Below are 24,689 nucleotides of genomic sequence, written 5' to 3'. Positions count from 1 at the left end.
GCCTTCGGCTTGCCGTTAAACGACTTGGTAGCCAACTGCTGGGCACTGCTGACTTTATGGCAATTCAGCGTAAGAAAGTGGCGCTGTCCAGCTATGCTCTGCCAGAAAACCGGGAACGACACCCTCCCCGCGTCTGGGTTCAGCAGGCCCTCCCCGGGCCTAAGAGCCCGACCCACCCGGGGGGAGGGCAGTGGTGAGTTGGAGTTTTCTGACAGAGGCTAGCGCCTACGGTTCAAATTATGTCATCGTACCCTCGACAAACACGAAGCACGCCGATGCTCGATGCGAATAGCGGATTGCCCATGCACCAAGACGATCACTTCGTGCTCCGGATCCCGCCGGCGCGCATCTATAGCGTGCTATTGGTCGGGATCTTGTTGCTCGTTGCTCTCAGCACGGCTGCCAAGCTGGTGATGTTGTCTTATCCAGCCGAAGCCTACGGAGCCGTCAATGAGCTTTGCAAAAGGTTCTATCTCGACTTTGAGAATAACGTTCCGGCTTGGTTTTCCACGCTCGGGTTGTTCCTTGCCAGCTGCTTGTTTGGCTTGATCGCCTACTTCCATGGAAACCAGCAGGCGGACACGCCTCGAGCTGACGCCCATCACACTCGAAACCGTCACGCGGGAATGCGGTATTGGATGGGGCTGAGTCTGCTGTTCCTTGCCTTTGCACTGGACGAAGCAACCTACACGCACGAGATCCTGATCGTCGCCCTCCGCAATCGACTGGACCTGGGCGGAATCTTCTACTTCGCGTGGGTGATTCCCGGAGCAATTTTCGTCGCTTTGGTGGCGATCATCTATTTGCCGTTCCTCCTTCGTTTGAAATCGGAGATTCGCAACGGGCTGATCATCGCTGGGGCGTTCTATGTGGGAGGAGCTCTCGGGTTGGAACTGCTCGGCGGATACCTGGCCGAATCGCGGGGGTTTGACGCAGCGTCGTACATCGCCGTCATGACCTGCGAGGAAACATGCGAGCTGGTCGGAATCGCCACGCTCAACTTTGTCCTGCTTCGGTATCTGACGCGGCTGTCTCCGCAGATCCAAGTTCGCTGGGCATGAAAGAAGCGAGAGCGGAATCGAGCCGATAGAATAAACGCTCCGCCGACTCGACTCGATTTCTTTCCGATGGCTTGGCTCGCTGATGAAACTGACCGCTCACCTCCTCAGCCTCTGGGAGTCGATTCGCGCCAGCTACTGGTTCGTACCTTCGGCGATGTCGCTCGCGGCAATCCTGCTCAGCTTCACGATGGTCTGGATCGACGCCGCACTGCCGGAGGAAATTCTCGAGGAAGCCACTTGGGTTTACACCGGAACGGCCGAAGGAGCGCGGACGCTGCTGGCGACGATCGCCAGTTCCATGATTGGTCTGGCGGGCGTCGTCTTCTCGATCACGATCGTTTCGTTGACCTTGGCGTCGGGCCAATTCGGGCCCCGGCTGCTGCGGAATTTCATGCGGGATACCGGCAACCAAATCACCCTGGGCACCTTTCTGGCGGCGTTTCTGTACTGCCTGCTCGTGCTCCGCAAGATCAAAGGCACCAGCGACGATCTCGGCATCGAAGTCTTTGTGCCCCAGCTCAGTATTCTGCTGGCAGTTCTAATTGCCATCGCCGGTCTGGGCGTGCTGATCTATTTCATCCACCACGCCGCAGAGGCAATCCAAGCACCCAATGTCATCGCATCGGTTGCCGAAGACCTAGTTCACTCGATTCAGACGTTGTATCCCGAGTTGATCGGTCAGCACCCCCACGAAGTGGACCAAGCCGAGGCCGATGCCGCGGCCCAGGTCCCTTCGCGTTTTCTCGAGGAGTCGCGAGTTATTTTGGCGGGATCGGATGGCTACGTCTTACGGATCGAGCCGGAGCAGCTATTGGCGATCACCCGCGAACACGACCTGATTGTGAGGGTGGAGCGGCATCCGGGACAGTTCGTGCACCGCGACGACCCGGTGCTTCGCGCTTGGCCCGAAGCGCGACTCGATGATTCCATCATCGACGCGCTGCGCGATTCGTTCGCCACGGGAGACCAGCGCTCCTGGACGCAGGACACCGACTTCGTCGTGGAACAACTGGTGGAGGTTGCTGTGCGAGCTCTCTCGCCCGGAGTCAACGATCCGTTCACCGCGATCCAGTGCGTCGACCGACTGGGTGCGGCAATGTCGGAACTAGCAAGACGCCGCTTCCCCTCGACCTACCGCGTCGACGACGAGGGGCGGTTGCGAGTGGTTGCGGAGGCGAGGACGCGGTGCGACTTCTTCGACACCAGCTTCAATCAGATCCGGCAGTACGCAAAGAATTCGCTGGACGTACTGATCCGGATCCTCGAAGCACTCGCGCGGATCGCCGTCCATATCCGGCACGAGTCGGACTGGCAGTGCCTCTCGGCGCACATCAGCATGACCTACGAATTGGCCGTCACGGCCGCCACCGCCGAGCGGGACCGCCAGATGGTCGAGCGTCGCTACGCGGAAGCGCAGCTCGCACTGCAAGCGTCCGCAGCCGCTCCAGCCGCGACGCGTTCCTAAAGCCGCAGCTCGTTCGACAGAGCCCCTTTGACGTGGGCCTGCCATCAAATCCGCCACGCACAGCGGTTGGTGGCGCAGTCGTTTCACGGCGAGCCGCGAAGGCGATTCTCGTGGACCACGCACGCAGGGACTTCAACGATGCGTGCTCGTCGACCGAGCAGGCGGGCTAAGAAGCGGCAGCATGGGGCCGAGAAGAGGCACCTTCGCTGTCCAACAAGGTGCGCACCGATCGAGCGAGCTCCCCTGGCGAAAAGGGCTTTTGCAAGAAGGCGACATTGTGCTCGCCCACGATCTGGCAAAACACCGCGTCCTGGCTGTAGCCGCTGATAAACATGACTTTGATGGCCGGATTGGAGGCCGCGAGCTTGGCCGCCAGTTTGTGCCCGCTCATCTGGGGCATCACCACATCGGAGATCACGACGCGGATGCTCGAGTCGGACTCGACCTGATGCAGCGCCTCCACTCCATCCCCGGCCTGCAGGACCTGGTAACCGTGCTTGGCCAGCGTGCGACAGATGATCGCGTTGACGGCCGGGTCGTCCTCCACGACGAGTACCGTCTCCACTCCGCCGAGCTGGTCGGCCGCCCCCGGCTCCAGGAGTGGAGGAGCCGCGGGATGGTCGAGCACCGGCAGGTAGAGGCTCAATGTGCTGCCGCTTTCGGCGTCGTGCGTGAGCGTCGTGAACCCGCCGCTTTTGCGGACAAAATCATGCAGGACGTCGAGCCCGAGATCGGCTCCGGTCGTGTAGCGGTCGACGGGCGAGGCGAGGGTCGACGGGGGATCGAGCGGGCCGAGGAGCGACTCCGAACCGCTCTGGTAGACGGAGATCATCGCAAACTCACCCGCTTTGACTTCCGCGGGCCGCCCAGAACCGGACGGCGAACCGGACGGCGCAAAATTCGTCCGCGCGGTTTCAATTCGCAACACACCGCCGTCGGGCGTCGCTTTCTGCGCGTGGACCGCGAGCGTCAACAGGATTTGCTCGAGCTGCCCCGGATCCACTTTGACAAAGCAGTCGGTCGCGCCGAGCGCCCCCTGAACCTCGACTCCCTCGCCGACGATTCGCCGCATCAGGGGCGTCGCCCGCTCCACGAGTTCGTCGATCTTGACGACTCTCGGTTGAATGATCTGTTTTTTGCAGACCGCGAGAAGCTGGTTCGTCAGGAGCGATGCTTTTTCGATCGCCCCGGAGATCTCGACGAGCGCCTCGTAGTTCGGGTCCTCTCGCTCGGTCGATAGCAGGGCGAATTCCGCGCAGCCGCCAATGACCGTCAACAGATTGTTGAATTCGTGCGAGAGCCCGCCGATCAGTTTGCCTACGGCCTCGGTTCGGGCAGCTTTCTTGAGTTGTTCTTCGGCCCGCCGCTCCGCCGTGACATCCTGGAACACCACGATCGCGCCGGCGAGTTTTCCGGTGGGGTCGGCTTGGGGCTGAACGTGGATCCGCACCTCGAGGCGGCTTCCATCGGGCCGGCCGATAACGACTTCTTCGCCAACCACTTCACGGTTCTCGCGAAGCGCACGGGCGACGCATGATTGGTCGTGTGGCAGCGGGCTGCCGCTCGCGTCAAACAAGCTGACCGAGCCGCAGAAGCGTTGCTCCGCGTCATGGAGCCGAGGCTGTCGTTGCCACAATTCCACCGCCTGCGGGTTGCAGTCCGTGATTCGCCCTTGGGAATCGCAGGCGTACGCGGCGGTGGAAAGATGCTCCAAGAAACGACAAAGGTGCGGACCGAATTCAGTCACCGGAGCATCCGAGTTCGCTGTTCCAGACTCAGATGGCATAACGCTGGGCCTCATTCACGTTGGCAAACCGGGAGTGGTTTTGTAGGTTGACGCTCACTTTTGTCAGAATGCCCCGAGCCCCCTGATTCACCCGCGAGCGTAAGGCCCGGCGGCGGAGTGCCGCGCGGATCGATCCCTGGCTTTCTGACAAAGCCTCGCCGTGTGACCCTACGTTAAAAATTGGCAACGGTCCAAGAAATCGCGGAATCCGCGGCCGCCGAATGCTGGAATTGCCCATGGATAGGCCTCCGAATCAGTGCCAGCGTGCTGAAATTGGACGACGCCCCGACGCCGTTGCGCCGGGGAGAGCTCCTCCAGCTGAAATCTCTGCGGAGGAAATCTCACCGGAGGCTGAGCTCCAGCGGGCACACCGGGAATCGCAGGAGCGAGCGTTTTTCCTCTCCTGCGCCCTCGATGCCGCGCGAATGGTCGCGTGGGATTGGAATCTGGCCACCGGGACCGTGCACCGCTCCGAGCAGGCGGCCGAAATTCTGGGACTCGAGTCGGGAACGGCCGACGACTTCCTCGGCTTGATCCACTCGGAAGACCGCGACCGCGTCGATGCCGCATTCGCCGCCGCCAAGCGGGGCGAGGGGGATCTGAGGGAAGAGTTTCGCGTGGTGCTGGCGACCGGGCAGACCCGCTGGGTGTCGGCAGTGGCCCGCCTTCGCATCGATCCCGAGACCCACCATCCCCACCTCGCCGGGGTGTGCAGGGACCTGACCGATCGCAAGCAGGCGGAGCTGCAAATCCAGGCGAGCGAACAGCGTTTCCGCCAGATGGCCAACACGGCACCGGTGGTGATCTGGGTCACTGACGTGAGCGGCTACTGCACTTTCATCAATGAGCACTGGGCGCGATTGGTGGGGCAAAGCGTCGAACAGGCGCTGGGGTTCGGATGGCTCGAGCGGATCCATCCGGAGGACCGCGAGTTGGCAAAATCGCAATTCGTCGCCGCGACCGAGCGGAAATCCGACCTCCAACTCGAGTACCGCTTCCTGGATCACGCCAACAATTATCGCTGGGCAATCGCCGCTGGCCGGCCGCGTTTCAACCGCGACGGGACCTTCGACGCCTATATCGGGTGCGTCGTCGATATTACCGAGCACCGCCTGCTCGAAGAACGACTTCGCCAGTCTCAAAAGATGGAGGCGTTTGGGCAGCTGGCGGGAGGCGTCGCCCACGACTTCAACAATCTGCTGACGATCATTACCGGCAACAGCGAGTCGCTCGCTGAGCAGTTCCCGTCGGACGACGCGCGACTGGAATTCGTGCGCGAAATCTGCGCCGCCGGCCAACGAGCCGCCTCTCTCACCCAGCAGCTCCTCGCCTTCAGCCGTCAGACGATTCTGGCCTCCAAGGTGCTCGATCTCAACACGGTCGTCAGCGACATCGAACGAATGCTGCGACGCCTGATCGGCGAAGACATCCGCTTGCGGCTTCGTCAAGAACCGAATCTACGGTTGATAAAACTCGATCCCGGACAGTGCGAGCAGATTCTCATGAACCTGATCGTCAATGCGCGGGATGCCATGCCGCGCGGCGGGGAGGTCGAGATCGAGACTTCCAACGTTTCGCTCGACGAGCGGCGTGCCGCGTCACACCCCGAGGCGATCGCCGGCGATTACGTCCGGCTGACGGTCCGGGACACCGGCTGCGGGATGACGCCCGAGGTACGAGCGCGGCTATTCGAACCGTACTTCACGACCAAGGCGGTCGGAAAAGGCACCGGACTCGGAATGGCCGTGGTGCATGGCATTGTCAAACAAAACGGCGGCTACATCGACGTGAGCAGCGAACCAGGTGCGGGAGCGGTCATCCAATTGCATTTCCCGGCCGTCGAGGGAACCGCGGCGGCTCCTAAAAACGAAGCGTCTGGAAAACCGGCTCCCGGGAGCGAATCGCTGCTGCTGGTCGAGGACGAGGACGCCGTCCGCCGCTTGCTCCTCCGCATCCTGGAGCAACAGGGCTACCAAGTGCTGGTGGCGAGCAACGGCCGGGAAGCCCTGGCGCTCCTGGCAGAGCATCGCGAACCGATCGAGCTACTGGTCACCGACGTCGTGATGCCCGAGCTCGGCGGCCCGGAGCTGGCCCACGTGCTCTGCCCCCGCTACCCGGAGATGAAAGTCCTGTTTCTCAGCGGGCACACCGACGACGCCATGGTCCGGCACGGCCTGGTACAGGATGAAGTCGCCTTCCTGCAAAAACCCTTCTCACCACTCGCTCTGGTGAGGAAAGTCCGCGAAGTACTCGACGCCACCGACTGAACCGCCCGCGGCCCCTTCGTCGATGGTGGTGCTATCCCAGCTCCCGGCTCAGCCACCCGGTCTGGCGTGGGCGAGGAGCGCTTGCAGCGATTCCAGCCGCGGTGGTTTGACAAGGTGTTCGTCAAAACCGGCCTCGAGCGATTTGCGGCGATCTCGCTCGGTGCCGTAGCCGGTCAGCGCGACCAGATAAAGGTGATGGAGGCTCGGGTCTTGCCGCAACTGGCGGGCAACTTCGAAACCGTCGAGGCGCGGCAGGCCAATATCGAGGAGCACCAGATCCGGACGGACGTCCCTTGCGGTGGCGACCGCGGCCACGCCGTCGTGAGCCAGCGTGACTCGATGCTCCCCGATCCGAGTTAACAGCAGCGCCAGCATTTTCGCCGCGGCCACGTTGTCGTCGACGATCAGGATCTTGAGCGGCGGCGCGTCCGCGGGATGGCTTTCGGATCCCGCGTGGGATTGCGGCGGAGGAATCGTTGGGAGCCGTACCGCAAACTCGCTCCCCCGGCTCGTCCCTTCGCTGTTCGCAGCGATCGTCCCGCCGTGCAACTCCACAAGGCTTTTCGCGACCGTAAGCCCGATCCCGAGGCCGCCTTGAGAGCGGTCGATCGTGCGTTGGTCCTGGGTGAACAGATCGAACACGTGCGGAAGCAACTCGCGGCGAATACCGATGCCAGAGTCGCGGACGCGCAGGAGCACGGAGGCATCGCGGCGTTCCACCGAAAGCTCGATGTCGCCGCCGGGCTCGGTATACTTCGACGCGTTGTTCAGCAGGTTTCCGATCACCTGCGCCATCCGCACCGGGTCGGCATCGATCCAGACCGGCTCGGCTGGGAGCGAGCGAGTCAGGTTCTGGTGATGCTTGTCGATGAGCGGTCGGACCGAATCGATCGCGCGGTTGATGATCGAGGAGAGCTCGGTTGACTCGCGGCGAAGCTCGACCTTCCCACGCATGATTCGCGAAACGTCCAGCAAGTCGTCCACCAGGCGAACCATGTGCTCGACCTGCTGTTGCATCATCTCGAGCACTTCCCGCTCGACATCCATCATCGCGAGCAGATCGAGACCGCTGCGAATCGGGGCCAGCGGGTTTCGCAGCTCGTGGGCGAGCATCGCCAGAAACTCATCCTTCTTGCGACCCTCCTCCTGAAGCGTGGCATAGAGGTGCGCATTGTCGATGGCAATCGCGGCCCGGCGAGCCAAGTCTTCGGCGACGGCTAGATCGCTGGTCGTAAAGCGACGCATCGATTCGGCCGCAGCGAAGGTCATCACGCCGATCGTTCTCTCCCGCACCACCAGCGGAACGCACATATACGACTTGAGTCCCAGCGACCGCACCGCTTCAAAGTGTTCCCCGCTCTCGGTGGAAGCCCGCAGCATCTCCTCGGTGAATTCTTCGACCAGCACCGATTCGCCCGATCGGAAGACGTGATAGATCCCTCCCCGAGCCGCGGGATTCGGCGGCCAACGTTTCCGCAGCTCCGCCGCCGCGTGCACTTTGTCGGGATCGGCATGCGCGAGGGCGAGTTGCTGGAGCTCTTCACCGCCGCTGGCATCGCGATCGGCAAACTCGATCCCGCACCAGTCGGCGAAGTGCGGCACGGCCATGCTGGCGATCCGCTGCATCGTGCTCCGGGGATCGATCAACGTCGACAGTGAGCGGCTGGCATCGGCCAAGAACCGCAGGTCCTGTTCGGTCCGTTTGCGCTCATTGATGTCCACGCAGACCGCCACGATCGACTGCACTCGCCCTTCCGAATCGCGGAGCCCAGAGACGCTGTTATTGACCCAGATCTCGGAGCCGTCGGGCCGCAGGTACCGTTTTTCGATCGAGTAGGAGCGTCCGTCGCGACCGATCCGATCGAACAGCACCAGATTGGTGCGGAGCTCGCCGTCATGGCTGATGTCCTGCATTTTCATCGCGAGCAGCTGCTCGCGAGTCCGCGCGACAATTTCGCAGTAGCGATCGTTGACGAACAAAAACTTTCCGCTCAGATCGACCTCGGCAACCCCCGCCACCGAGTGGCTGACGATTCCGCGGAACCGCTCTTCGCTCTCCCGCAGTGCATCCTCGGCCAGCTTCCGCGCGGTGATATCTTCATGGACGAGAATCACCTCGCGAACGTGGCCGTCCCGATCGCGGAGCGGGTAGGCCACGGCCGTGACCCATCGACGGGGCTCGACGTGCCGGGTGCGATCCGGCACCGTTTCGTTTGGATCGTAATAGACAGCCGGGACGTGGACGACTTCTCCGGCAAACGCCCGCTCGATCACGCCGGCCGCTCCCTTGGCCGCCAGCTGCGGATCGTGGAGGACGTTGTAATCGCTGATCTGGTCAGCCGCGATGCCCCACAGCTCCTCCCAAGCCCGGTTGACCCGGACGGTCTGCCCGTCGTGGGCAAAAATCTGGATGCTGAAAGGAGCCTGCTCCATCAATCCGCGGAATCGCTCCTCGCTCTGCCGCAGCGCTTCGCGGCGGACTAGCTCATCCTGCTTCCACTGCGTTCGGTCGCGGACGATCGTCGCGAAGCCGCGGTTCCCTCCCGACTCCTCGGGCAGCGGGGTGATGGTCCCACTCGCCCAAAGCCGCGTCCCATCCTTGCGGACCAGCCAGCGGTCGAGCTCGCCGGCGCCACTCGCCAGCGACTCCTTGAGCGCCGCCGCGAGGATCCCTTGGGCTTGGTCTTCGGGCGTGAACAAAACTTCGGAAGCGCGGCCGACGATCTCCTCCTCGCTGTACCCCAGCAGCCGCTCGGCGCTACGCGTCCAGCTCTGCACGCGTCCCTCGGCGTCGAGCATGAAGACAGCGTAGTCGCGTACGTGCTCGGCGAGCACGCGAAACATCTCGCCATCGCCACCGGCGGGCGAACCCGGTCGATCATTGTCCATGCAGGAGCTTGCTCACAATGTCGCAGCGACGAATTTTCACGAGGGAGCGCTGGCAGGGGCCGCAAATGAAAAACGCCGCTTGTGAGAGCTCACAAGCGGCGTTTCAAGTGGAGGCGGGGAGAATTGCACTCCCGTCCCGCGACACATCCACGGCGGCGTCTACGCGCGTAGTCGACAATTTGGGGTGTTTCGCTTCCAAGGCCGCCTGCCGACGGGCTGCCTCAGTCGCTATCCCGAAACGTTGTTTAGTCCACCGCGTGTCGGGCATGGCGGCGGACGATCCGGAATTGGTGACCGGCTTTCAGGCGACTCCGGCAGTCCCCATCAGCCAGGGCCGCGTTTTATTACGCAGCCATTGCGAGGTTTTCCTCGGCAACTAAATTGCGGTCAGCTTTTTACGTGGCCTACTGACCAACCACGGCACGCAACCGACGCTTCTTGATATCCGGTCGAATCTAAGTCGCCCCCGAAAAAGCGTCACCGTCTAGTTTATCGGCTCGAGAGCGAAAGACAATCCAGCGTATGCCCCGGAGCCCTTCGCCCGTCGTTCTGTACGAGGACAACCACCTGTTGGTTCTCAATAAACCCGCTGGGCTGGCTACGGTGGGGACGACCGATCGCCCCAGCGTCTACCGCTGGGCGGGCGAGTATCTGAAGCAAAAGTACAATAAACCGGGGAATGTGTTCGTCGGGATCGTCAGCCGCCTCGACACGGTCACCAGCGGAGTGCTGGTCGTCGCTCGCACCAGCAAGGGGGCCGCTCGACTCTCGGAACAGATTCGCCACTCGCGGATGCGGAAGGTTTATCAAACGGTGGTCGAAGGACAGTTGGCCAGCGACGCGGGGACGCTGGAAAACTGGCTCCGCAAGGACGACGCGGCCCACCGGATGCGCGTCACCCGAGCCGATCGCGACGACGCCCAACTCGCGCGTTTGCGATACCGAACCCTCGCCCAACTCCACGATAAATCGCTCTTGGAAGTCGAGCTGCTCACTGGGCGCAAGCATCAGATTCGGGTCCAGATGTCGGCCGCCGGCCACCCGGTCTGGGGGGATCGCAAGTATGCCGCGACGACGCCGGCCGTCGGTGCGGGAATCGCCCTCCACTCCTCGGTGCTGGAACTCGAGCACCCGACCCGCCGCGAACCGCTTCGCTTCGAGGCCCCGCCCCCAGCCGCCTGGGCTGCACTCCGCCTCTCGCCGTAGCTAGTCAAGCGACTGACCGAGCACTACACTGAATGTGCGTACACTCGCCACAACGAGCTCCCCACGGGAGGGCCGCGAGGAATGAGCGTGGAGGGATTTAGCGGCCCCCCCCGGACCTAAGAGGCCAACCCTCCCGGGGGGAGGGTGATGACGAATCGCAGTTTTCGGATAGAGCCCTCGCTCCTTACGGCCCAGCAAACGGAACGGGCAGATGGCCGACCCCAATCCTCGGAACCGATCGGGCGAACCGTTTTGCCCGCAGCGGATCGTCTCCGGCGGCCAAACCGGGGTCGATCGCGGCGCCTTGGATGCCGCGATCGACTTGGGGCTCGGCCACGGTGGCTGGTGCCCGAGGGGTCGATTGGCCGAGGATGGTTCGATTCCCTCCCGCTATGAAATGCAGGAGATGGATTCGCCGGAGTACACCGCCCGAACCGAGCAGAACGTGATCGACAGCGACGCGACGCTGATCCTGCACGACGGCCAACTCCGCGGCGGAACGCTGCTCACCAAGCGCATCGCAGCACGGCTCGGAAAGCCGACGCTCGCGGTCCGCCTGGACGATCCGCGAGGGGTCGAGACGATCCGCCGCTGGCTAACGCAAACGCGGCCGACGGTGCTGAACGTGGCCGGTCCTCGCGGAAGCAGTAACCCGGGAATTGCCGAACGGACCGAGGAACTACTGCTGAGAGTCCTAACCGGGAGCCGGGAATAGCGCGAATAATTAACGCGTTCGGAAGAAAGCTAAATCAGCCGCCACGCGCTAGCGTCCGGTTCTCCCGGCGTTTTCGGGAACCGGACGCTAGCGCGTGGCGGCTGATGGTCCAAGCTCGATAGCATGGAGCTAGCGCCCGGCGGCTGATGCGATCCGCGCCGTCTAGGGCTGAGCCGCTGGGGTTTGAGCGAGCGCGAAATCGCCCGTCATGTCTCTCCACACGCAGTGGATGTGGTTCGCGGGATTCCCTTCGGCGTCGGGCTGGGTGTTGATGAACTCGACCAGGAACGTCGGCCCCTGGATCCGGTAGTAGTGACCGATGCCAGGCTTGGTCGCCCCTGCCCAAGCAAAGTGCACGTTGCCCCAACCGGCTTGCCGGATCGCACTGATCCGCTCGCTCGCGACCTGCTCGGGCATCGCCGTCGCGTAGACTTCGACGAGTTTCTCGAGGGTCTCGATTTGTTCGGCGTTGAGGTCCCGGTAGCTGATTCCCGCCGGCGGTTCCTGCGGCGGCTGGGGTTCGCCCGCAGCGCGGATCTCCGACGGCGCTTCCTCAGCGATGATCGCTTTCTCTTTCTGAGCATCGCTGAGCATCCCGATCAACTGGAAGGCCCGCTCCTCCTCCTCGGCCAGCACCCGCGTCCCCTTGCCGAGCGGCCCTGCGACGTCGCTGCGGATGATCGCCGGATTAGCCCCGAAGAATTGGGGCGTGGAATCGACCACTTTGTCTCCCTGGCAAACGAAGTTCAGCGAGAGGTGGTGGCCCTCGAAGCTGAGCCCCCAGGGGCTGTCCGACTCGGCCGGCTCGCCGAAGAGGGTGACGTAGTAGCCATCCGGGTCGCGAGCCCAGCGGCGGTCGCTCCCCTCGAGTTCGCGGAGGACGCCTTCGAGAAGAATGATCTGCGTCGCTTTGGTGTAGCCCGCTTCGCTGAGCGCTGCGCGGAGCAGACGCATCGAAGCCGCCTTCTGAGCGTCGTTCATCTCGCGAAGCGGCACCCCCTTTCGCTCGTCCTTGGGGATGAAGTGCCATCCCACCCGAGCATCGCTGCCGTAAGGCAAGAGCATCTCGTTCTTTTGGGCCTCGTTGAGCGTCGAGAGCAGCGCTCCGGCATACTGCTGCATCCCTTCAGCGGGCGACTGCTGCTGCACCGCGGCGATCGTGATCGCCCCGAGCGTCGCGGCAACAAGCGTCGTAGGAATCAGCCGCCGCAGAAAGCGGGGCGAGGATAGGCGTGGTCCGAGCATGATGACTGGATCCGGAAGGGGTGGGAAAGTCTGGATCGCCGCTGTGGGGTGGGTCAGCGTGAATCGTATCGTGCTCGCCAGCGGTTTGCAAAATCATCCGCCCCCGCCCGCGCCCTCGCTCGCGCCCTCGCCACTGTGGTGCGGGTGCCGCGCCGGATCGCGATCGTGGTGCTGCTGGTTGAGGTGCACGTGCAGCTCCGGATGATTCTCAAACAACCACTGCCACCCCGCCTCGGTCACGCTCGGGTTGTCCAGATAGAGCGATTCGAGATAGGGCAGCGCGGCGAGCTGTTTGAGCCCGGCGTCGGATACCGGGACGTCGATCAGATGGACCGCTCGCAAATTCTCCAGCTTCGCAACGCCCCGGCTCAGGTCTCCGGTCGATTCGCTGCCGCCGAGACGGAGTTGCCGCAGTCGAGGCAAGCCGCTCAAGCGGGCCACCCCGTCGGCCGTAAGCTGCGACTGGGGCAGGTTCAGAACCCGCAGATTCTCGAGCTCCGTGAGGCTCGCAATCCCCGCGTCGCTGATCGGTGAATTGCGGAGCCGCAGGTGACTGAGGTCCGGAAGGGTCGCGATCACTGCGAGCCCCGCGTCGGTGACAACGCCGGAATCGAAGATCAAGGTGCGGAGGCCGCCAAGCTCCCTCAGCGGTTCGAGATCCGAATCGCGGACTTCCCGGTCGCTGAGCTCGATCGCTTCCGACTCGCCAGCAACGACCGCCGCAATCTGTTCGCCCAACACTAGGTCGATCCGCACCGGAGGCTCCGGCTCGCTGTGCGTGTCCCATAGCAACCGGATCCCGTTGAGCGCAAACACACCGAGCATCGTGGCCGCTGCGATCACCAGGTACGGAGGCCGCCGGCGGGGCTCCGGCGGCTCGTCCCCCCCTGCAGCAGCGGGCGTCCTCACAGCAGCAGCCGAGTCGGCAGCGGCGGGCGTGTCAACAACAGCGGGCGAGTCGGCAGCAGCAGGCGCGTCGGCAGCAGCGGGCGCGTCGGCAGCAGCGGGGGGAAGTTCAGGAGAAGGTGACGCGGTGGGAGGAGCGTCGGAGCCGTGCTCGTTCGAGGTGGGCGGCAAATCGGTCACGGCGTCAGGTCGTTTCGGTGGGGAAAGGTGGGTCCAGCATCCGGATCAGCCACGGTATCCGCAACTGCGACACTGCGAAGTGTACCGCGCGAGTCCTGCTCCCCGGGCTTCGGCCAAGAGGAGTTCGGCACCACAGCGGGGACAGAAATCGCGCTCGTCGGCTTCTCCGGTCTTGCCCGCCGCGGCGCACGCTGAGCACTGTCGGGTGTCGGGCAGAATTTCGAGGCGATCGGGATGGATGATGCTTCGGCAGGCGACACATCGCCGCGCTTCCCCCCACTCCTCCGGATCGAGTTCGTCTTCGGGACTCGGCAGTTCCTCCCGCTGCTCGAGCGCCGTCTCGCCGCACTCCGGACAAGCTAACCGCGGCAGTTCGGCCTCGAACAGCGTGTCGATGAGCGCCGGATCGGGGCGGGCGTCGCGCCGCAGCTTGCCTGCCTTGCGAAGCAGACTCAGACGCTCGCTCCGCCCGAGGATCGATTGCGCGCCGCAGCGTCGGCAGTGGAGCATGGAGCATCGGCTAATCAGGAGTGGAGGATCCAAAAGCAAAGCAGGGACGCGTGAATCTTCGCTTCGCGCGTCCCTGCTCGATTGAATCCTGGCACCGGGGAAGGCGCTCTCGCGGCTCCCCCGGTGTCAGAGAAAAAACTTCGTCGCCAAGCTCTTCGCGGGACGATTGACCCAGTAACCGTCACGCCAAGGGATTCGCTCTGGCCTCGGAGGAAGGCCGGCAAACGGTTCCCGCAAACCGCTTGCCCACGACGAAGCTTTCCAATTGGTCGGATGCGATGCGAGTTACCAAGCCGCCGGGTCTGCTGTCAACGCAAATTTCGCGAGACCGGTCCCGTCCTAGCTGGCTGCGTGGAGGGCCGGGTGGGAGAGGATCACCGGCTCCGTTCCGCTGTCCTGGCGATCGCGATGGGCGGCGACGATGTGGGCGTCGGCCTCGATCGCCCCCCGCTCGAGCTCGGGAGAATCGCTCGGCCAGCCGCCCGCGATCAACACGGTATCGTTCGCTGCGGCGTGATCGAGAACCCACTCGATCGCCGCTTGGCGGTCCGCCATCAAGCGAGGCCCGGCGACATTCTCCACGCCATCGAGCCAGCAGTGGGCACGCCGGAGAAAGTTCGCTTTCCCCGCCGCTCCGGAAGTCAGCACGACGTGATCGGCGTAGCGTTCCGCGGTCCGCCCGCAGGCCGCCGTCTCACACTCGCTCTGCCGCTCAGCGACGGTCGCCACGATCCACAATTTGCCGCCACACCGCTCGCGGCGCAGGCTCCTCAGCGCGTTGCCCAGACGGGCGGCCGACCCCGCCGCGTCGAGGACCACGGCGGTCTCACCGTAGCCCGGCAGCCGCTGCATCCGACCCGGCAGACTCTTGACGCCGCTGATCGATTCGATCGCTTGGTGCAGTGGCAGCTCGAGGAGCAGCCCCAGGGTGATCGCCGCCAGCTGGTTCGCTGCCATCGCGGCACCGGTCAACGGCGTTTCGAGCACCGCGGTCACATCCCCGGCAGTGACCATCAACGTGGTCATCCCCGGCTGCTGTTCGAAAATTTTTGCCGACACATCGGCGTCGCGACGCAGTGCGTGCACGAGCGTTGGGACGCCCGCGCGGTCGGCCGCTGCCATCGCCGCGGGACTGTCGCCATTGACGATCGCGACCCCGCCCTCCCGGAGGCGTTCCAGTGCCAAATCCATCGCGTCGGCCAGGCCCATTTCGCACTGCCGGCTCGGCTTCCCTCCGGTCAATACGATCACGTCGAACTGGAGCGCGTCGACGACCGGCGAGTGGAGCATCTCGGCCGAGAGTTCGATCACGGCGGCGGCCGAGCCCGAGTCGCGGGCAGAGGCCAAGAACTCGCTGACGGATGTAACGGTGTCGGCCCGCCGCGGGGGCACCGACTGGATCACTCCGTCGCAATCGCCGAGGTCGGTCTCGTAAGCCGTTCGATAGCCGGCTCCACGCAGCATGGCGGCAGTCAGCAGGGCCGTCGAAGTCTTGCCGTCGGCCCCCACCACTCCGACCATCAGCAATGATTCGGTGGGCGATTCATGGAGCACGTCGCAGAGCTTCGCCGCCGCCCGCCCGACATCGTTGACGATGCACTGCGGCAACGGAATCGGCAGCAGTTGTTCGGTCAGAATCCCGGCAGCCCCGCGAGCCAGCGCATCGCAGGCGGCTTGGAGCGGATCGATGCTGTCGCCGAGAATCGCCAGCACGTCGCCCGGCTGGCAGGCGACCGAATCGGTCACCACGCGGGAGACCCAAACGTCGTCACCGCCAAAGAACTGGGAGCGTGGAAAAGTCTGCCGCAGCGAAACGCCCAGCGGGGCGCACGGACCCTGATCTTCCATGTTTCGGCCTCCTTGCCGGTTCAAATGCGAGCTGTCGAGCGATCCTCGGTGGACGAATCCTTGCCCACCGCAAACTCGGACCGCTGCATTGTCCGCATCGCCCTCGATCGGTCAAGCCGCAAAGTCGTATTCGCCTCTCAAAGTCGCCTTCCGCTCCGCAAAAGTTGCGCGAACTTCCAGACTCCCAAGGTGAAAAAAATTCTCTCCGCCCGCTCGACGTGGTGCCTATCGTGACGGGGGCACGAGCTCATGGAGGCATGGGGGGCTGGCCTGGGAGGGTGAAAGCTTTCACGCGAGTGAGCTGAAGCGGTTCCGCGAAAGACATCACCCTCCCCCCGGGAGGGTCGCGAGGAACGAGCGGGGAGGGGCCGGTAGACGCTCACGTGATGAGTGAGTGTGACCTTTTTTGCTCGACGGATTGGCTTGTTTTCTAACGGCTCAATCGAGAGTTCGTGCCGAAACCCATTGCCCTCCCCGGGCCTGAGAGCCCGACCCTCCCGCAGGCGGGAGGGTGATGTTTTGACGTGCCGTTTCTACTTCGGGCGACCTTTCCTCCGGGCTTTTCACCATCCCAGGGCTGGCCGCTGGGGCGCCCGCGCGGATAGCTTTTAGGATCCCTTCAATTGGATACAAGCATTGTGGAAGACTTCGACATCGGACAGTTGGCGGCCTATCTCCACCTGACACCCGCCCAAGTACTCAAGATGGCCGAGCGGAACCGCCTGCCCGGGCGGAAGGTGGGTGGTCAGTGGCGGTTTCCTGAAGCCGAGATCCACCATTGGCTCGAGGAACGCATCGGAGCGGCCGACGAGGAGCAGCTCGAGCGGGTCGAAGCCATGCTCGACCGTTCGGCCGGAGCGGAAAAGACGCCGCGTCTGGGGGAACTGCTGCATCCCGAGGCGGTCGCCGCTCCGCTGCTGGCACGGACGCGGTCGTCGGTGATCCGCGAGATGTGCCAGCTGGCCGCGAATACCGGGTTGCTGTGGGATCCGGCGGCCATGGGCGAGGCGGTGCAGGCTCGCGAGGCGATGCACCCGACGGCGCTCGACAGCGGCGTGGCCTTGCTCCACCCGCGGCGTCCCCAGACCTCGATCCTGGCCGACTCGCTGATCGCCGTCGGGATTTGCCGCTCGCCGCTCCCCTTCTCCGATGCCGGTCAGCTGACCGACATTTTTTTCCTGATCTGTTCTTACGACGATGCGGTCCATTTGCGAATCTTGGCCAAACTCAGCCGCGTCCTCGGCTCGGACGACGTGCTGACCGGCCTGCGGGCTGCCGAAAGCCCGCGAGACGCCATCGCGATCCTTCGGCAAGCCGATGACGAACTCTACCATCCGTCGGAGATCGAAGAGAATGCCTAGTGGTCCGTGCTGCGATTCACTGCCGCGAGACGCCGCCTGCGAGAGCAACGCCGCCTGCGAGAGCAACGCCGCCTGCGAGAGCAACGCCGCCTGCGAGAGCGGGGGCGGCACCCTCGTGTGGGTCGGACCGACCGACCGGCCTGAGTGCATCGAAGCGTTCCGCTACTGCGCCGAGCGGGCCCTGCAGCTCGCACCCCGACGGACATTCGAAGACCTGCTCGCCCGGCCGGCCGAACGGGTTGGGCGCGTGGTCGTGGCCCGCATGGACCGCGCCGCCGCCTCGGACGATCTCCTGGAGCAACTCCAAAGGCTCTTTCCAGCGGCCGAGAAAACGCTGCTGCTCGGCAGCGACTGCGAAGGAGAAGCGCGGACCGGACAGCCATGGCCCGAATTCGATCGCGTCTACTGGCACCGCTGGAACCAAGTCGTTCCCGGTTGGTTCTCCGCCCCACCCTGGCGGACTCAGCCACTGGCGGATCGTCACCGGCCCCCTTCGCCGAGTGCCGCTCGAGGGCTTCGCCAACACGTCGCCGTGGTCGCCACCTCCCCCGCATCGGTCGAAGGTTTGATCGACGCCGTCGCGGCGCTGGGGCACTCGGTCGTCTGGGTTCCTCAGCCGTTCCCGGCCAGCACCCGCAACGTCGACATCTGCCTCTGGGACGACACGGCCGCGCCCCCTACATCGACGGCGCTGTGGCGCGAGCGACTTGCCTTTTCCGCCTGCAGCCCCGTGCGGCAGCGCCCTCGGCACGCCTGGATCGTCGGCTTCCCGCGAGCCGAGGAATGGGCCGCCGCCCGCCGCGCGGGAATCGAGGGGTTGATCAGCAAGCCGTTCACCAATCAAGTGATCCGCGACTTCATCGATCACCACTTGCACGCCATCCCCCGCTGAGCAGCGGAGATCGACCGCACTCCCTAGGCGTACTTCTCGAGCACGGCCTGGGGGGTGGCGTAGCCGAGGCCGGGGCCGGCCAACTGGGAAGTCGGCAACACGCCCTCGCGGACATCGAACAGCCCCGGGTAATCTCCGCTCCAGGCGACGTTCGCCGAGGGGCAGTACTGGCGTCCATTGCCTTCGATCGCCGCGGCTCCCGGAAGATGGGCCGTGAGCGAAGCGGAGTGGAGGAAGCCGGCGGCCACGCAGGTCAAGTCCTGGACGCACAGGTACATCTGATGATGCCGAGCCGCGGCGGCCATCAACAGCGCCTCGGCATGTCCCTTACATGCTTTGATGGCCACTCCCGAGTAGCCTTGCTGGCGGGCCAATAGCAAACTCTCGTAATTGATCAGCGACTCGTCGATCACGACTGGCAACCGCGCGGCGACGCGGTGCATCGTGTTGTGCGGATGGAGATGCAGATCGCGATGCGTCGGCTGCTCGATATAACGAATCCGCTCCAACGCTCGAGGTGTCTGCTCCTCGAGCGAATCGAGCAACTGGAGGACATACGCTTCGTCCTGGCACCGCTCGTTGAAGTCGAGCGAAAAGGACCACTCGGCGTCCGCCCCCCGCGGCCCTTCGTCGGCCGTCTCGCTAATCCGCTGGACCCGCTGCAAGTCCCACGCGGCGTCGCTCCCGTCGAGCTTGATTTTGAGGTGCGTCAGGCCATCGCGGCGGATCCACTCCGCCAGCGTTTCGGGCAATCCGTCGCCGAGCGGATTGGTCACGTCTTCGGCGACCAAGGGGTCGAGGGCGCCGACGAGGTGATACAGCGGCATGCTCGGTCGGGGTTCGGCCGCGACGAATTCGTCGAGCGTGAGTCCAGCGAAGTCGCTGCCGAGAAAGCGGGACAGGTCCCCTTCTAGGTATTCCGGTCCGAGCATCGCAAAGCTACTTCGGCCAGCCGCTTTGCCGTGGGCATCGAACAGAGCCGCTTCGAGCGGACTGGCCGCGAGCAGCCGCGCCAACGGGGGAATCGGCTCGGGCAATTCGAGCTCCGCTTCGAGCTTCTCGGCAATCGCGTCACGCCGCTCGGCCGCCGCCCAACAAATCTCCAGCGGGTGGCCGGCGACTTGCGTTTCGGCAGCATCCTGCACCAAGCGAGCGGCCAACTCGAGGACCACGCTGAGCGTCTGATCGGCCGCCAACGTTTGACTCGGCCACGCCCACGCCACTCCCGCGGTCATCGATCCAAACCCGATCCCTCGCTTCCCATCTCGAGTCGAGGCAACGCAGACGACGTTCATCAGAACGGCGTCGGTGACCACTCGTCCGCCGAACTTCATCGGAGCGCGATAGCCGAATAGTTCGGTATCGAGTTGCAACTGGTAGGAAGCGAGGTCTGAATCTTTCATGTCGCTCGAGCGTTGGAGTGGTTAGACGAGTTTCTTCCGCACCGCCCAGACGGCGGCCTGGGTGCGGTCGGTCACACCAATCTTGCGGAGGATGTGCTGCACGTGCTCCTTGACCGTCTCATAGCTGATCGACAGCGCTTTGGCGATCTCTTTGTTGGTCAAACCGAGCGCCATCTGGCGGAGCACTTCGCTTTCCCGCTGCGTCAGCGGGACCTCAATATCGGCCGACAACCGCGGCGTGGCCAGGGCACCGGTGACCCGCCGCAACTCTTCCCGCGTCCAAGCCGAAGCTCCGCTGGCAACCGTTTCGATCGCCTCGATCAGCTTCTCCGCCGAGGCCTCCTTGAGCACGTACCCGGCCGCCCCGAGGGCAACGGCCCGCGCGACATAGGTGGGATTGTCGTAGGCCGAGTAGATCAGCACCGGCAGATCGGCGTGGTCCAACTTGATTCGCCCCAACGTGTTGAGGCCGTCTCCCCCCTCCATGCGGATGTCCAGCAACAACACATCCGGCTTGAGGGCGTCGATCTGCTCAGCCACCTCGGCAGCGGTCGACGCCTCGCCACAAATTTCGATAGGGGTCGATTCGAAGATCGCCCGCAGACCGACGCGCACGACCTCGTGGTCGTCGACAACAAAAACGCGAATTGACATTAGTATAAACTCCAGACGAATCCGAACCGCGGCAATGCGGCTGGCCCGTCAATAGTGGTTCTGCGTTCCGCGCTGTTCAGGCATCCCCACCATCGGAGGTAGACCAGCCCGTTCGGCGAAGGCCCGCGCTCAATAACCCTCTTCGTCTCATCCCAATCCCCAGCCAAAGCGGTATCGACGCCCCCACACCTCCCCCCCTCTGCTGGCGATGCAACCGCAGTGCCAGCGTGTGGTTCAAAGTCTGTAAGATCATCAAAAACCGGGCGGAGTGTCCTCCGTGGGCCCCCGTGGGCCCCCGATTGCATCAGGATAAGTCAGCAAGAATCTCTAAGGCGTCATCAGTTTGTACACATTCCGCCCACAGACGATAGTACGCTCCCCCCGATGATGCGGGTCGAATGTTCCCTCTCAAGAGATGGAGATTTTTTTTCCGCTCCATCTCGAACCGCTCCTTTCGCCGCGCCCCCTTCGTCGTCGCAGGGTTCCAAGGTAGCTTGCGGCGGTTGTGCCCCGATGTGACGCGGTGTGCACCTGTGCGACTCGGAGCGCAGGAAGCGAGCGAGGCTGTACCCATCTGGCAGCCTCGTACCCCCCACCTCCACGCCACGCCTTCTCCCAGAGCCGAAGATGACTCAACCAGCGCCGGGCAATCGCCGGACTGATCTCACCGAATTGGTTTCGCCCCAAGAAGCGCTGCCGACCCGCAAGGCCCATCCAGGCGAACTGGTGAAGTATCGGCCGCAGCGGCCCGACGATTATGATCCGGGCATCGTGCTGGTCGGCTGCGGCGGCATCGCCCGCCACCATTTGGAAGCCTATCGAGACGCGGGGCTTTCGGTCACCGGTCTGGTCGATGTCAATCTCGCCGCAGCCACCGCCCTTCGCGATCGCTTCTATCCCGACGCTCAGGTCTTTCAGAACCATCATGACGCGCTCCGCGCGACCGATGCGGAAGTCTTCGACGTCGCCACCCACCCGCAGGTCCGCCCCAGCATCATTCGCGACTGCCTCCGCGCCCGTCGGCATGTGCTCAGTCAAAAACCGTTCGTCCTCGACCTCGACGTCGGACAACAACTAGTCGAGCTGGCCGATGAAATGGGAGTCTATCTGGCGGTCAACCAGAACGGGCGGTGGGCCCCCCACTTCAGCTACATGCGGGAGGCGGTTGCGGCTGGTCTGCTCGGCGAGACATTCGCGTTGCGGATGAGCGTTGATTGGGACCATACCTGGGTCGCCGGAACCGCCTTTGAACATGTCAAACATCTGGTCCTGTATGACTATGCGATCCACTGGTTTGATATGGTCCGCTGCCTGCTTCCGAACTCGCGAGTCGAGCGGGTCTATGCCACGACGACTCGGGCACCGCATCAAGCCATTATGCCCGCCCTGCTCGGTCAGGTTCTCATCGAACTGGACAACGCTCAAGCCACGATGACTTTCGACGCCATCGTGCGGCATTCCCCGCAGGAGCGAACCTATCTCGCCGGCACCCAAGGAGTCGCTCTCAGCCTGGGCAAAGGAAATAACGACCAGCAAGTCACCCTGACGACCGACGAAGGGGCCTACCATCCCAACTTGATCGGCAAGTGGTTCCCCGACGGATTCCGCGGCACGATGTGCGAGCTCTTGAGCAGCATCCGCGAAAAACGACCGACCCTGATCAGCGCCGCGGACAATCTGCAAAGCCTCGGGTTGTGCTTTGCCGCGATCGACAGCGCCCAGTCGGGTGAACCCAAACGCCCGGGGCAGACCCGGCAGCTGCCAGGTTGAGCCCGGTCACTTAATAATTGTAATTCAAACCGAACTGCATCCCCTGCACCCAATAATCGTTGTAGGAAAAGGTCCGGCTCGGGCGGGCCGGATCGACCGGAGGATCGTCGAGATTGACGGCCAAGTCATCATCGATCGTCCGCCAAGTCTGCAGGGCATCGGTGACCATCAAGAAGCTGTAACCGAAGGTGACATTGACATGCCGGTTCAGCTGCCAGCCAAGCCCCACGGCGACTTCCGGTGCAACCGCAAAAGTCCCGTCACCAGTCGCTCCATCATTGGTCGCTCGAACCAACAAGCCTTGGTTCTCAATATCTTCGTCGGCTCCGACGCGAGTGATCGTCGTGCCCGTTAGATTGCCCCGGCGTTGCATGCTCCCAAAGCCGAGCTTGGCCAGTGCGTCGAACGACCAGCACCGCTCGTCGTAATGGATCGCCAATCCCAACTGGGCTCCATGGAATTCATTCTCCACATCGAATTCATCCGTCAGCCACTGCGTTGAATTCGCCGGGCCCGCGGTGCGGCTGTTGATAGTCAGGTTCTCGTCCAATCGCAGGTACTGATAACCGTACAAGAAATCGATCCGGCCCCCCAAACCTCGCCCCCACAACTGTCGCAGCGAGGCATCTCCGCCAGACAGCTCCGACTGAAATCCAATATTCAGGAAATCCTGAGTTCCCGGGCGGACTGCCACATACTCTCCCGCCGTTGCCGGTGACGTGGAAACGTCCAGGAAGGGGCGGACGACGGTCAATCCATCCGCGCCGGTGACTCCAAAATTCACTTCCTCATCGTCCACTGCCCACAGTCGGACCAGCAGCGATCGGCAGCGGGCGTCGTCCAACCAGTGACCGATCGTCAACCGCAATCCCGATTCATCCGACTCACCAACTCGCTCGCCACCAAACAGGATCGTCCCAGGGGTGTTTCCCGAACGGGCCGTCGCTGCGAGGACCGGATAGCTCTGACCGCGGCGGTACCACAGCAACCACTCCGCCGAACCAAACCACTGGTCGGCACACAGCCGCGGCAGCGGAATGCAGCCCTGGTTGGAGCACATGCCACACCCGCCGCAGTTTTCAAAGCCACACACCGGCTCGCTCCACGACCCTCCTTCGAGTCCGCAGCCGGGCAGACCACCGGGCATCGCGTCGCAACTCGGGTCGTAGCCGTCGACGACTGGGCCTTCGAGGTAGGGGCCCTCTTCGTAGTAGGTCACCCCGGGCTCACTGTAGACTTCTTGGTCGAGATAAATCTCTTCGCCCTGCGGAACCGGAATCACCTCGGCCTGGACCGGAGCGAGGACCGGCGGCTGCGGCACGGACGCGGCCCGCCCCGTCGGCACGCCACCGACCGTCGGCGGCTGGTAGGTTCCGCGATTGTGGCGGCCCGAGCTTCGGCGGTCGTTCTGCTGTGCCCCGACCGTCGTGGATCCGAGCAGCGTCAGGACCAGGACCGGCACCCACAGCCTCAGTCCACTGGTTGCCAATCCACTGGTTGCCAATCCGCTGGCCGCTGGACGGGGGCGAGGGGTGCGGAAGCGGGAGTCACTAACAAGCGAAGATTTCATAAGATCCACCCGGCCCAAGGAGGCCTCAAAACGAAAGCGCGGACGACAGCCGTGGGGCGTCCGTCACTAGGTGGATCGGCAATGACAGTCGCAACGGTTAAATAATCCTGGCAAGTTTTGCCGGATGTGACGGTTGTGCCGGCGATTCCTGGAACGGCTCAGGCGACCGCCACCTGCCCATCTTGCGAGGCTTGCCAAAACCGTCCGGTTCCGACCTCCATCGCGGTCAGCAAACCGCCTCCGTAGCAGTACGTGTCGATCCCGATCAGATGCCCAAGGTCGAAAATGCCCCCCTCCGGGTTCGCCGTGTGGCCGACGACGGCGACCCGCCCCGAAATGTGCGGCTCGGGGATCGAGTCCCGCAGCGAACGCCAGCGGAGCATCTCGATCGACTGCTCGTTCAGCGGCAACTGAGGGTCGTAATTGGCGTGCACGAAGAAGTGGGTGTCGGTCTCGAAATAATCGAGCAGCGAATCGAAGAAGGCCTGCTGCTCGGCGGTGAGGAAGTTCCTGTCGCCGCTGAACCCAAAGCTGTTCAGCGTCGCGAGCCCACCATGCGGGGTCCAGGTTGCCAGCGTCGTCCGCCCCTGGAGCACGTCGAGCATCATCTGCTCGTGGTTGCCCTGCAGCGGAACCAGTTTCGTCTGGCCGGCCAGCGCGATGAGCCGATCGATCACGCCGCGGCTATCGGGGCCCCGATCGATGTAGTCGCCGAGCGTCACCACCGTGTCTTCCTTGCCTGGTTCGATCGCCTCGAGCAGCGCCTCCAGCGCAACGCTACAGCCGTGGATATCTCCGATTGCCAGCAGCCGTCCACCCATAGTCGCCGATCCGTGCTCTGCAGCGGGTAATAGGCGAAGCGAGCCACGTCGCCCCGCAAAATCCTTTTCCGGTTATCTCCGATCGTCCGCCCCTTGGCCAGCGTCCCCCCCCTGCTTGCCGACCTATCGTCACCCCCCCC

Annotated in this window: 18 protein-coding genes and 1 other RNA gene; 8 read left to right on the top strand and 11 right to left on the bottom strand. The window is 63.8% G+C overall.

Going from position 1 to position 24,689, the window contains the following annotated elements; genetic code table 11:
- Positions 1–275: 275 nt before the first annotated feature.
- Positions 276–1,061: a hypothetical protein gene (locus tag GNK13_RS21350; protein WP_164104666.1), complete on the top strand. Its 786-nt coding sequence runs from the start codon at positions 276–278 to the stop codon at positions 1,059–1,061.
- Positions 1,062–1,143: 82 nt separating this feature from the next.
- The gene (locus GNK13_RS21345; protein ID WP_164104665.1) at positions 1,144–2,526 is read left to right on the top strand and encodes a DUF2254 domain-containing protein; all 1,383 of its coding nucleotides are present in this window, start codon (positions 1,144–1,146) and stop codon (positions 2,524–2,526) included.
- A 166-nt stretch (positions 2,527–2,692) separates the two neighbouring features.
- Here the strand turns inward: GNK13_RS21345 and GNK13_RS21340 are convergent, their stop codons facing one another.
- Positions 2,693–4,273 carry a response regulator gene (locus tag GNK13_RS21340; RefSeq protein ID WP_164104664.1) on the bottom strand — a complete coding sequence of 527 codons (1,581 nt, stop codon included), beginning with the start codon at positions 4,271–4,273 and terminating at the stop codon, positions 2,693–2,695.
- A gap of 464 nt (positions 4,274–4,737) precedes the next feature.
- On the opposite strand from GNK13_RS21340, the gene GNK13_RS21335 reads away from it, so the two are divergent.
- On the top strand, positions 4,738–6,579 hold the full coding sequence (locus tag GNK13_RS21335) for a hybrid sensor histidine kinase/response regulator (RefSeq protein WP_164104663.1): 1,842 nt from the start codon (positions 4,738–4,740) through the stop codon (positions 6,577–6,579).
- Positions 6,580–6,627: 48 nt separating this feature from the next.
- Here the strand turns inward: GNK13_RS21335 and GNK13_RS21330 are convergent, their stop codons facing one another.
- A complete protein-coding gene (locus GNK13_RS21330; protein ID WP_164104662.1) occupies positions 6,628–9,468 on the bottom strand; it encodes a PAS domain S-box protein in 2,841 nt (946 codons plus the stop codon).
- Positions 9,469–9,573: 105 nt separating this feature from the next.
- Positions 9,574–9,936, bottom strand: a transfer-messenger RNA (tmRNA) gene (gene ssrA, locus GNK13_RS21325).
- Between the two features lie 54 nt (positions 9,937–9,990).
- Between ssrA and GNK13_RS21320 the strand changes: the two genes are divergently transcribed.
- Positions 9,991–10,674, top strand: coding sequence for an RluA family pseudouridine synthase (locus GNK13_RS21320; protein ID WP_164104661.1), 684 nt, complete (start codon positions 9,991–9,993; stop codon positions 10,672–10,674).
- 211 nt (positions 10,675–10,885) lie between these two features.
- The gene (locus GNK13_RS21315) at positions 10,886–11,389 is read left to right on the top strand and encodes a putative molybdenum carrier protein (RefSeq protein ID WP_164104660.1); all 504 of its coding nucleotides are present in this window, start codon (positions 10,886–10,888) and stop codon (positions 11,387–11,389) included.
- 162 nt (positions 11,390–11,551) lie between these two features.
- On the opposite strand, the gene GNK13_RS21310 is transcribed toward GNK13_RS21315, so the two are convergent.
- The 4 genes from GNK13_RS21310 to GNK13_RS21295 all read right to left on the bottom strand — a co-directional run bounded on the left by GNK13_RS21310 (position 11,552) and on the right by GNK13_RS21295 (position 16,078).
- Entirely contained in the window at positions 11,552–12,634 is a 1,083-nt protein-coding gene (locus tag GNK13_RS21310) for a DUF3500 domain-containing protein (protein ID WP_164104659.1), read from the bottom strand.
- Positions 12,635–12,727: 93 nt separating this feature from the next.
- Positions 12,728–13,720, bottom strand: coding sequence for a hypothetical protein (locus GNK13_RS21305; RefSeq protein WP_164104658.1), 993 nt, complete (start codon positions 13,718–13,720; stop codon positions 12,728–12,730).
- A 45-nt stretch (positions 13,721–13,765) separates the two neighbouring features.
- On the bottom strand, positions 13,766–14,230 hold the full coding sequence (locus tag GNK13_RS21300; RefSeq protein ID WP_164104657.1) for a hypothetical protein: 465 nt from the start codon (positions 14,228–14,230) through the stop codon (positions 13,766–13,768).
- A 339-nt stretch (positions 14,231–14,569) separates the two neighbouring features.
- Positions 14,570–16,078, bottom strand: coding sequence for a glutamate ligase domain-containing protein (locus tag GNK13_RS21295; RefSeq protein ID WP_164104656.1), 1,509 nt, complete (start codon positions 16,076–16,078; stop codon positions 14,570–14,572).
- Between the two features lie 623 nt (positions 16,079–16,701).
- Between GNK13_RS21295 and GNK13_RS21290 the strand changes: the two genes are divergently transcribed.
- Both GNK13_RS21290 and GNK13_RS21285 read left to right on the top strand, forming a co-directional pair.
- Entirely contained in the window at positions 16,702–17,439 is a 738-nt protein-coding gene (locus GNK13_RS21290) for a PTS sugar transporter subunit IIA (protein ID WP_235935390.1), read from the top strand.
- On the top strand, positions 17,432–18,331 hold the full coding sequence (locus GNK13_RS21285; protein ID WP_164104655.1) for a hypothetical protein: 900 nt from the start codon (positions 17,432–17,434) through the stop codon (positions 18,329–18,331). Before GNK13_RS21290 ends, GNK13_RS21285 begins: the two co-directional genes overlap by 8 nt.
- Before the next feature lie 23 nt (positions 18,332–18,354).
- Here the strand turns inward: GNK13_RS21285 and GNK13_RS21280 are convergent, their stop codons facing one another.
- Both GNK13_RS21280 and GNK13_RS21275 read right to left on the bottom strand, forming a co-directional pair.
- Positions 18,355–19,734 carry an enolase C-terminal domain-like protein gene (locus tag GNK13_RS21280; protein ID WP_164104654.1) on the bottom strand — a complete coding sequence of 460 codons (1,380 nt, stop codon included), beginning with the start codon at positions 19,732–19,734 and terminating at the stop codon, positions 18,355–18,357.
- Between the two features lie 21 nt (positions 19,735–19,755).
- Complete coding sequence (locus GNK13_RS21275) at positions 19,756–20,388, bottom strand: response regulator (RefSeq protein WP_164104653.1); 633 nt, start codon at positions 20,386–20,388, stop codon at positions 19,756–19,758.
- 627 nt (positions 20,389–21,015) lie between these two features.
- On the opposite strand from GNK13_RS21275, the gene GNK13_RS21270 reads away from it, so the two are divergent.
- The gene (locus GNK13_RS21270) at positions 21,016–22,158 is read left to right on the top strand and encodes a Gfo/Idh/MocA family protein (RefSeq protein WP_164104652.1); all 1,143 of its coding nucleotides are present in this window, start codon (positions 21,016–21,018) and stop codon (positions 22,156–22,158) included.
- Between the two features lie 10 nt (positions 22,159–22,168).
- On the opposite strand, the gene GNK13_RS21265 is transcribed toward GNK13_RS21270, so the two are convergent.
- A complete protein-coding gene (locus tag GNK13_RS21265) occupies positions 22,169–23,728 on the bottom strand; it encodes a BBP7 family outer membrane beta-barrel protein (protein ID WP_164104651.1) in 1,560 nt (519 codons plus the stop codon).
- A 158-nt stretch (positions 23,729–23,886) separates the two neighbouring features.
- A complete protein-coding gene (locus GNK13_RS21260) occupies positions 23,887–24,549 on the bottom strand; it encodes a metallophosphoesterase family protein (protein ID WP_164104650.1) in 663 nt (220 codons plus the stop codon).
- Between the last annotated feature and the right edge of the window lie 140 nt (positions 24,550–24,689).

Origin of the sequence: Candidatus Laterigemmans baculatus (assembly GCF_010367455.1) — a bacterium.
In the GTDB taxonomy this organism is placed as follows: Bacteria; Planctomycetota; Planctomycetia; order Pirellulales; family Pirellulaceae; genus Laterigemmans; species Laterigemmans baculatus.
Note: the sequence above shows the minus strand (reverse complement) of the source record. Positions and strands in the feature narration are given on the sequence as shown.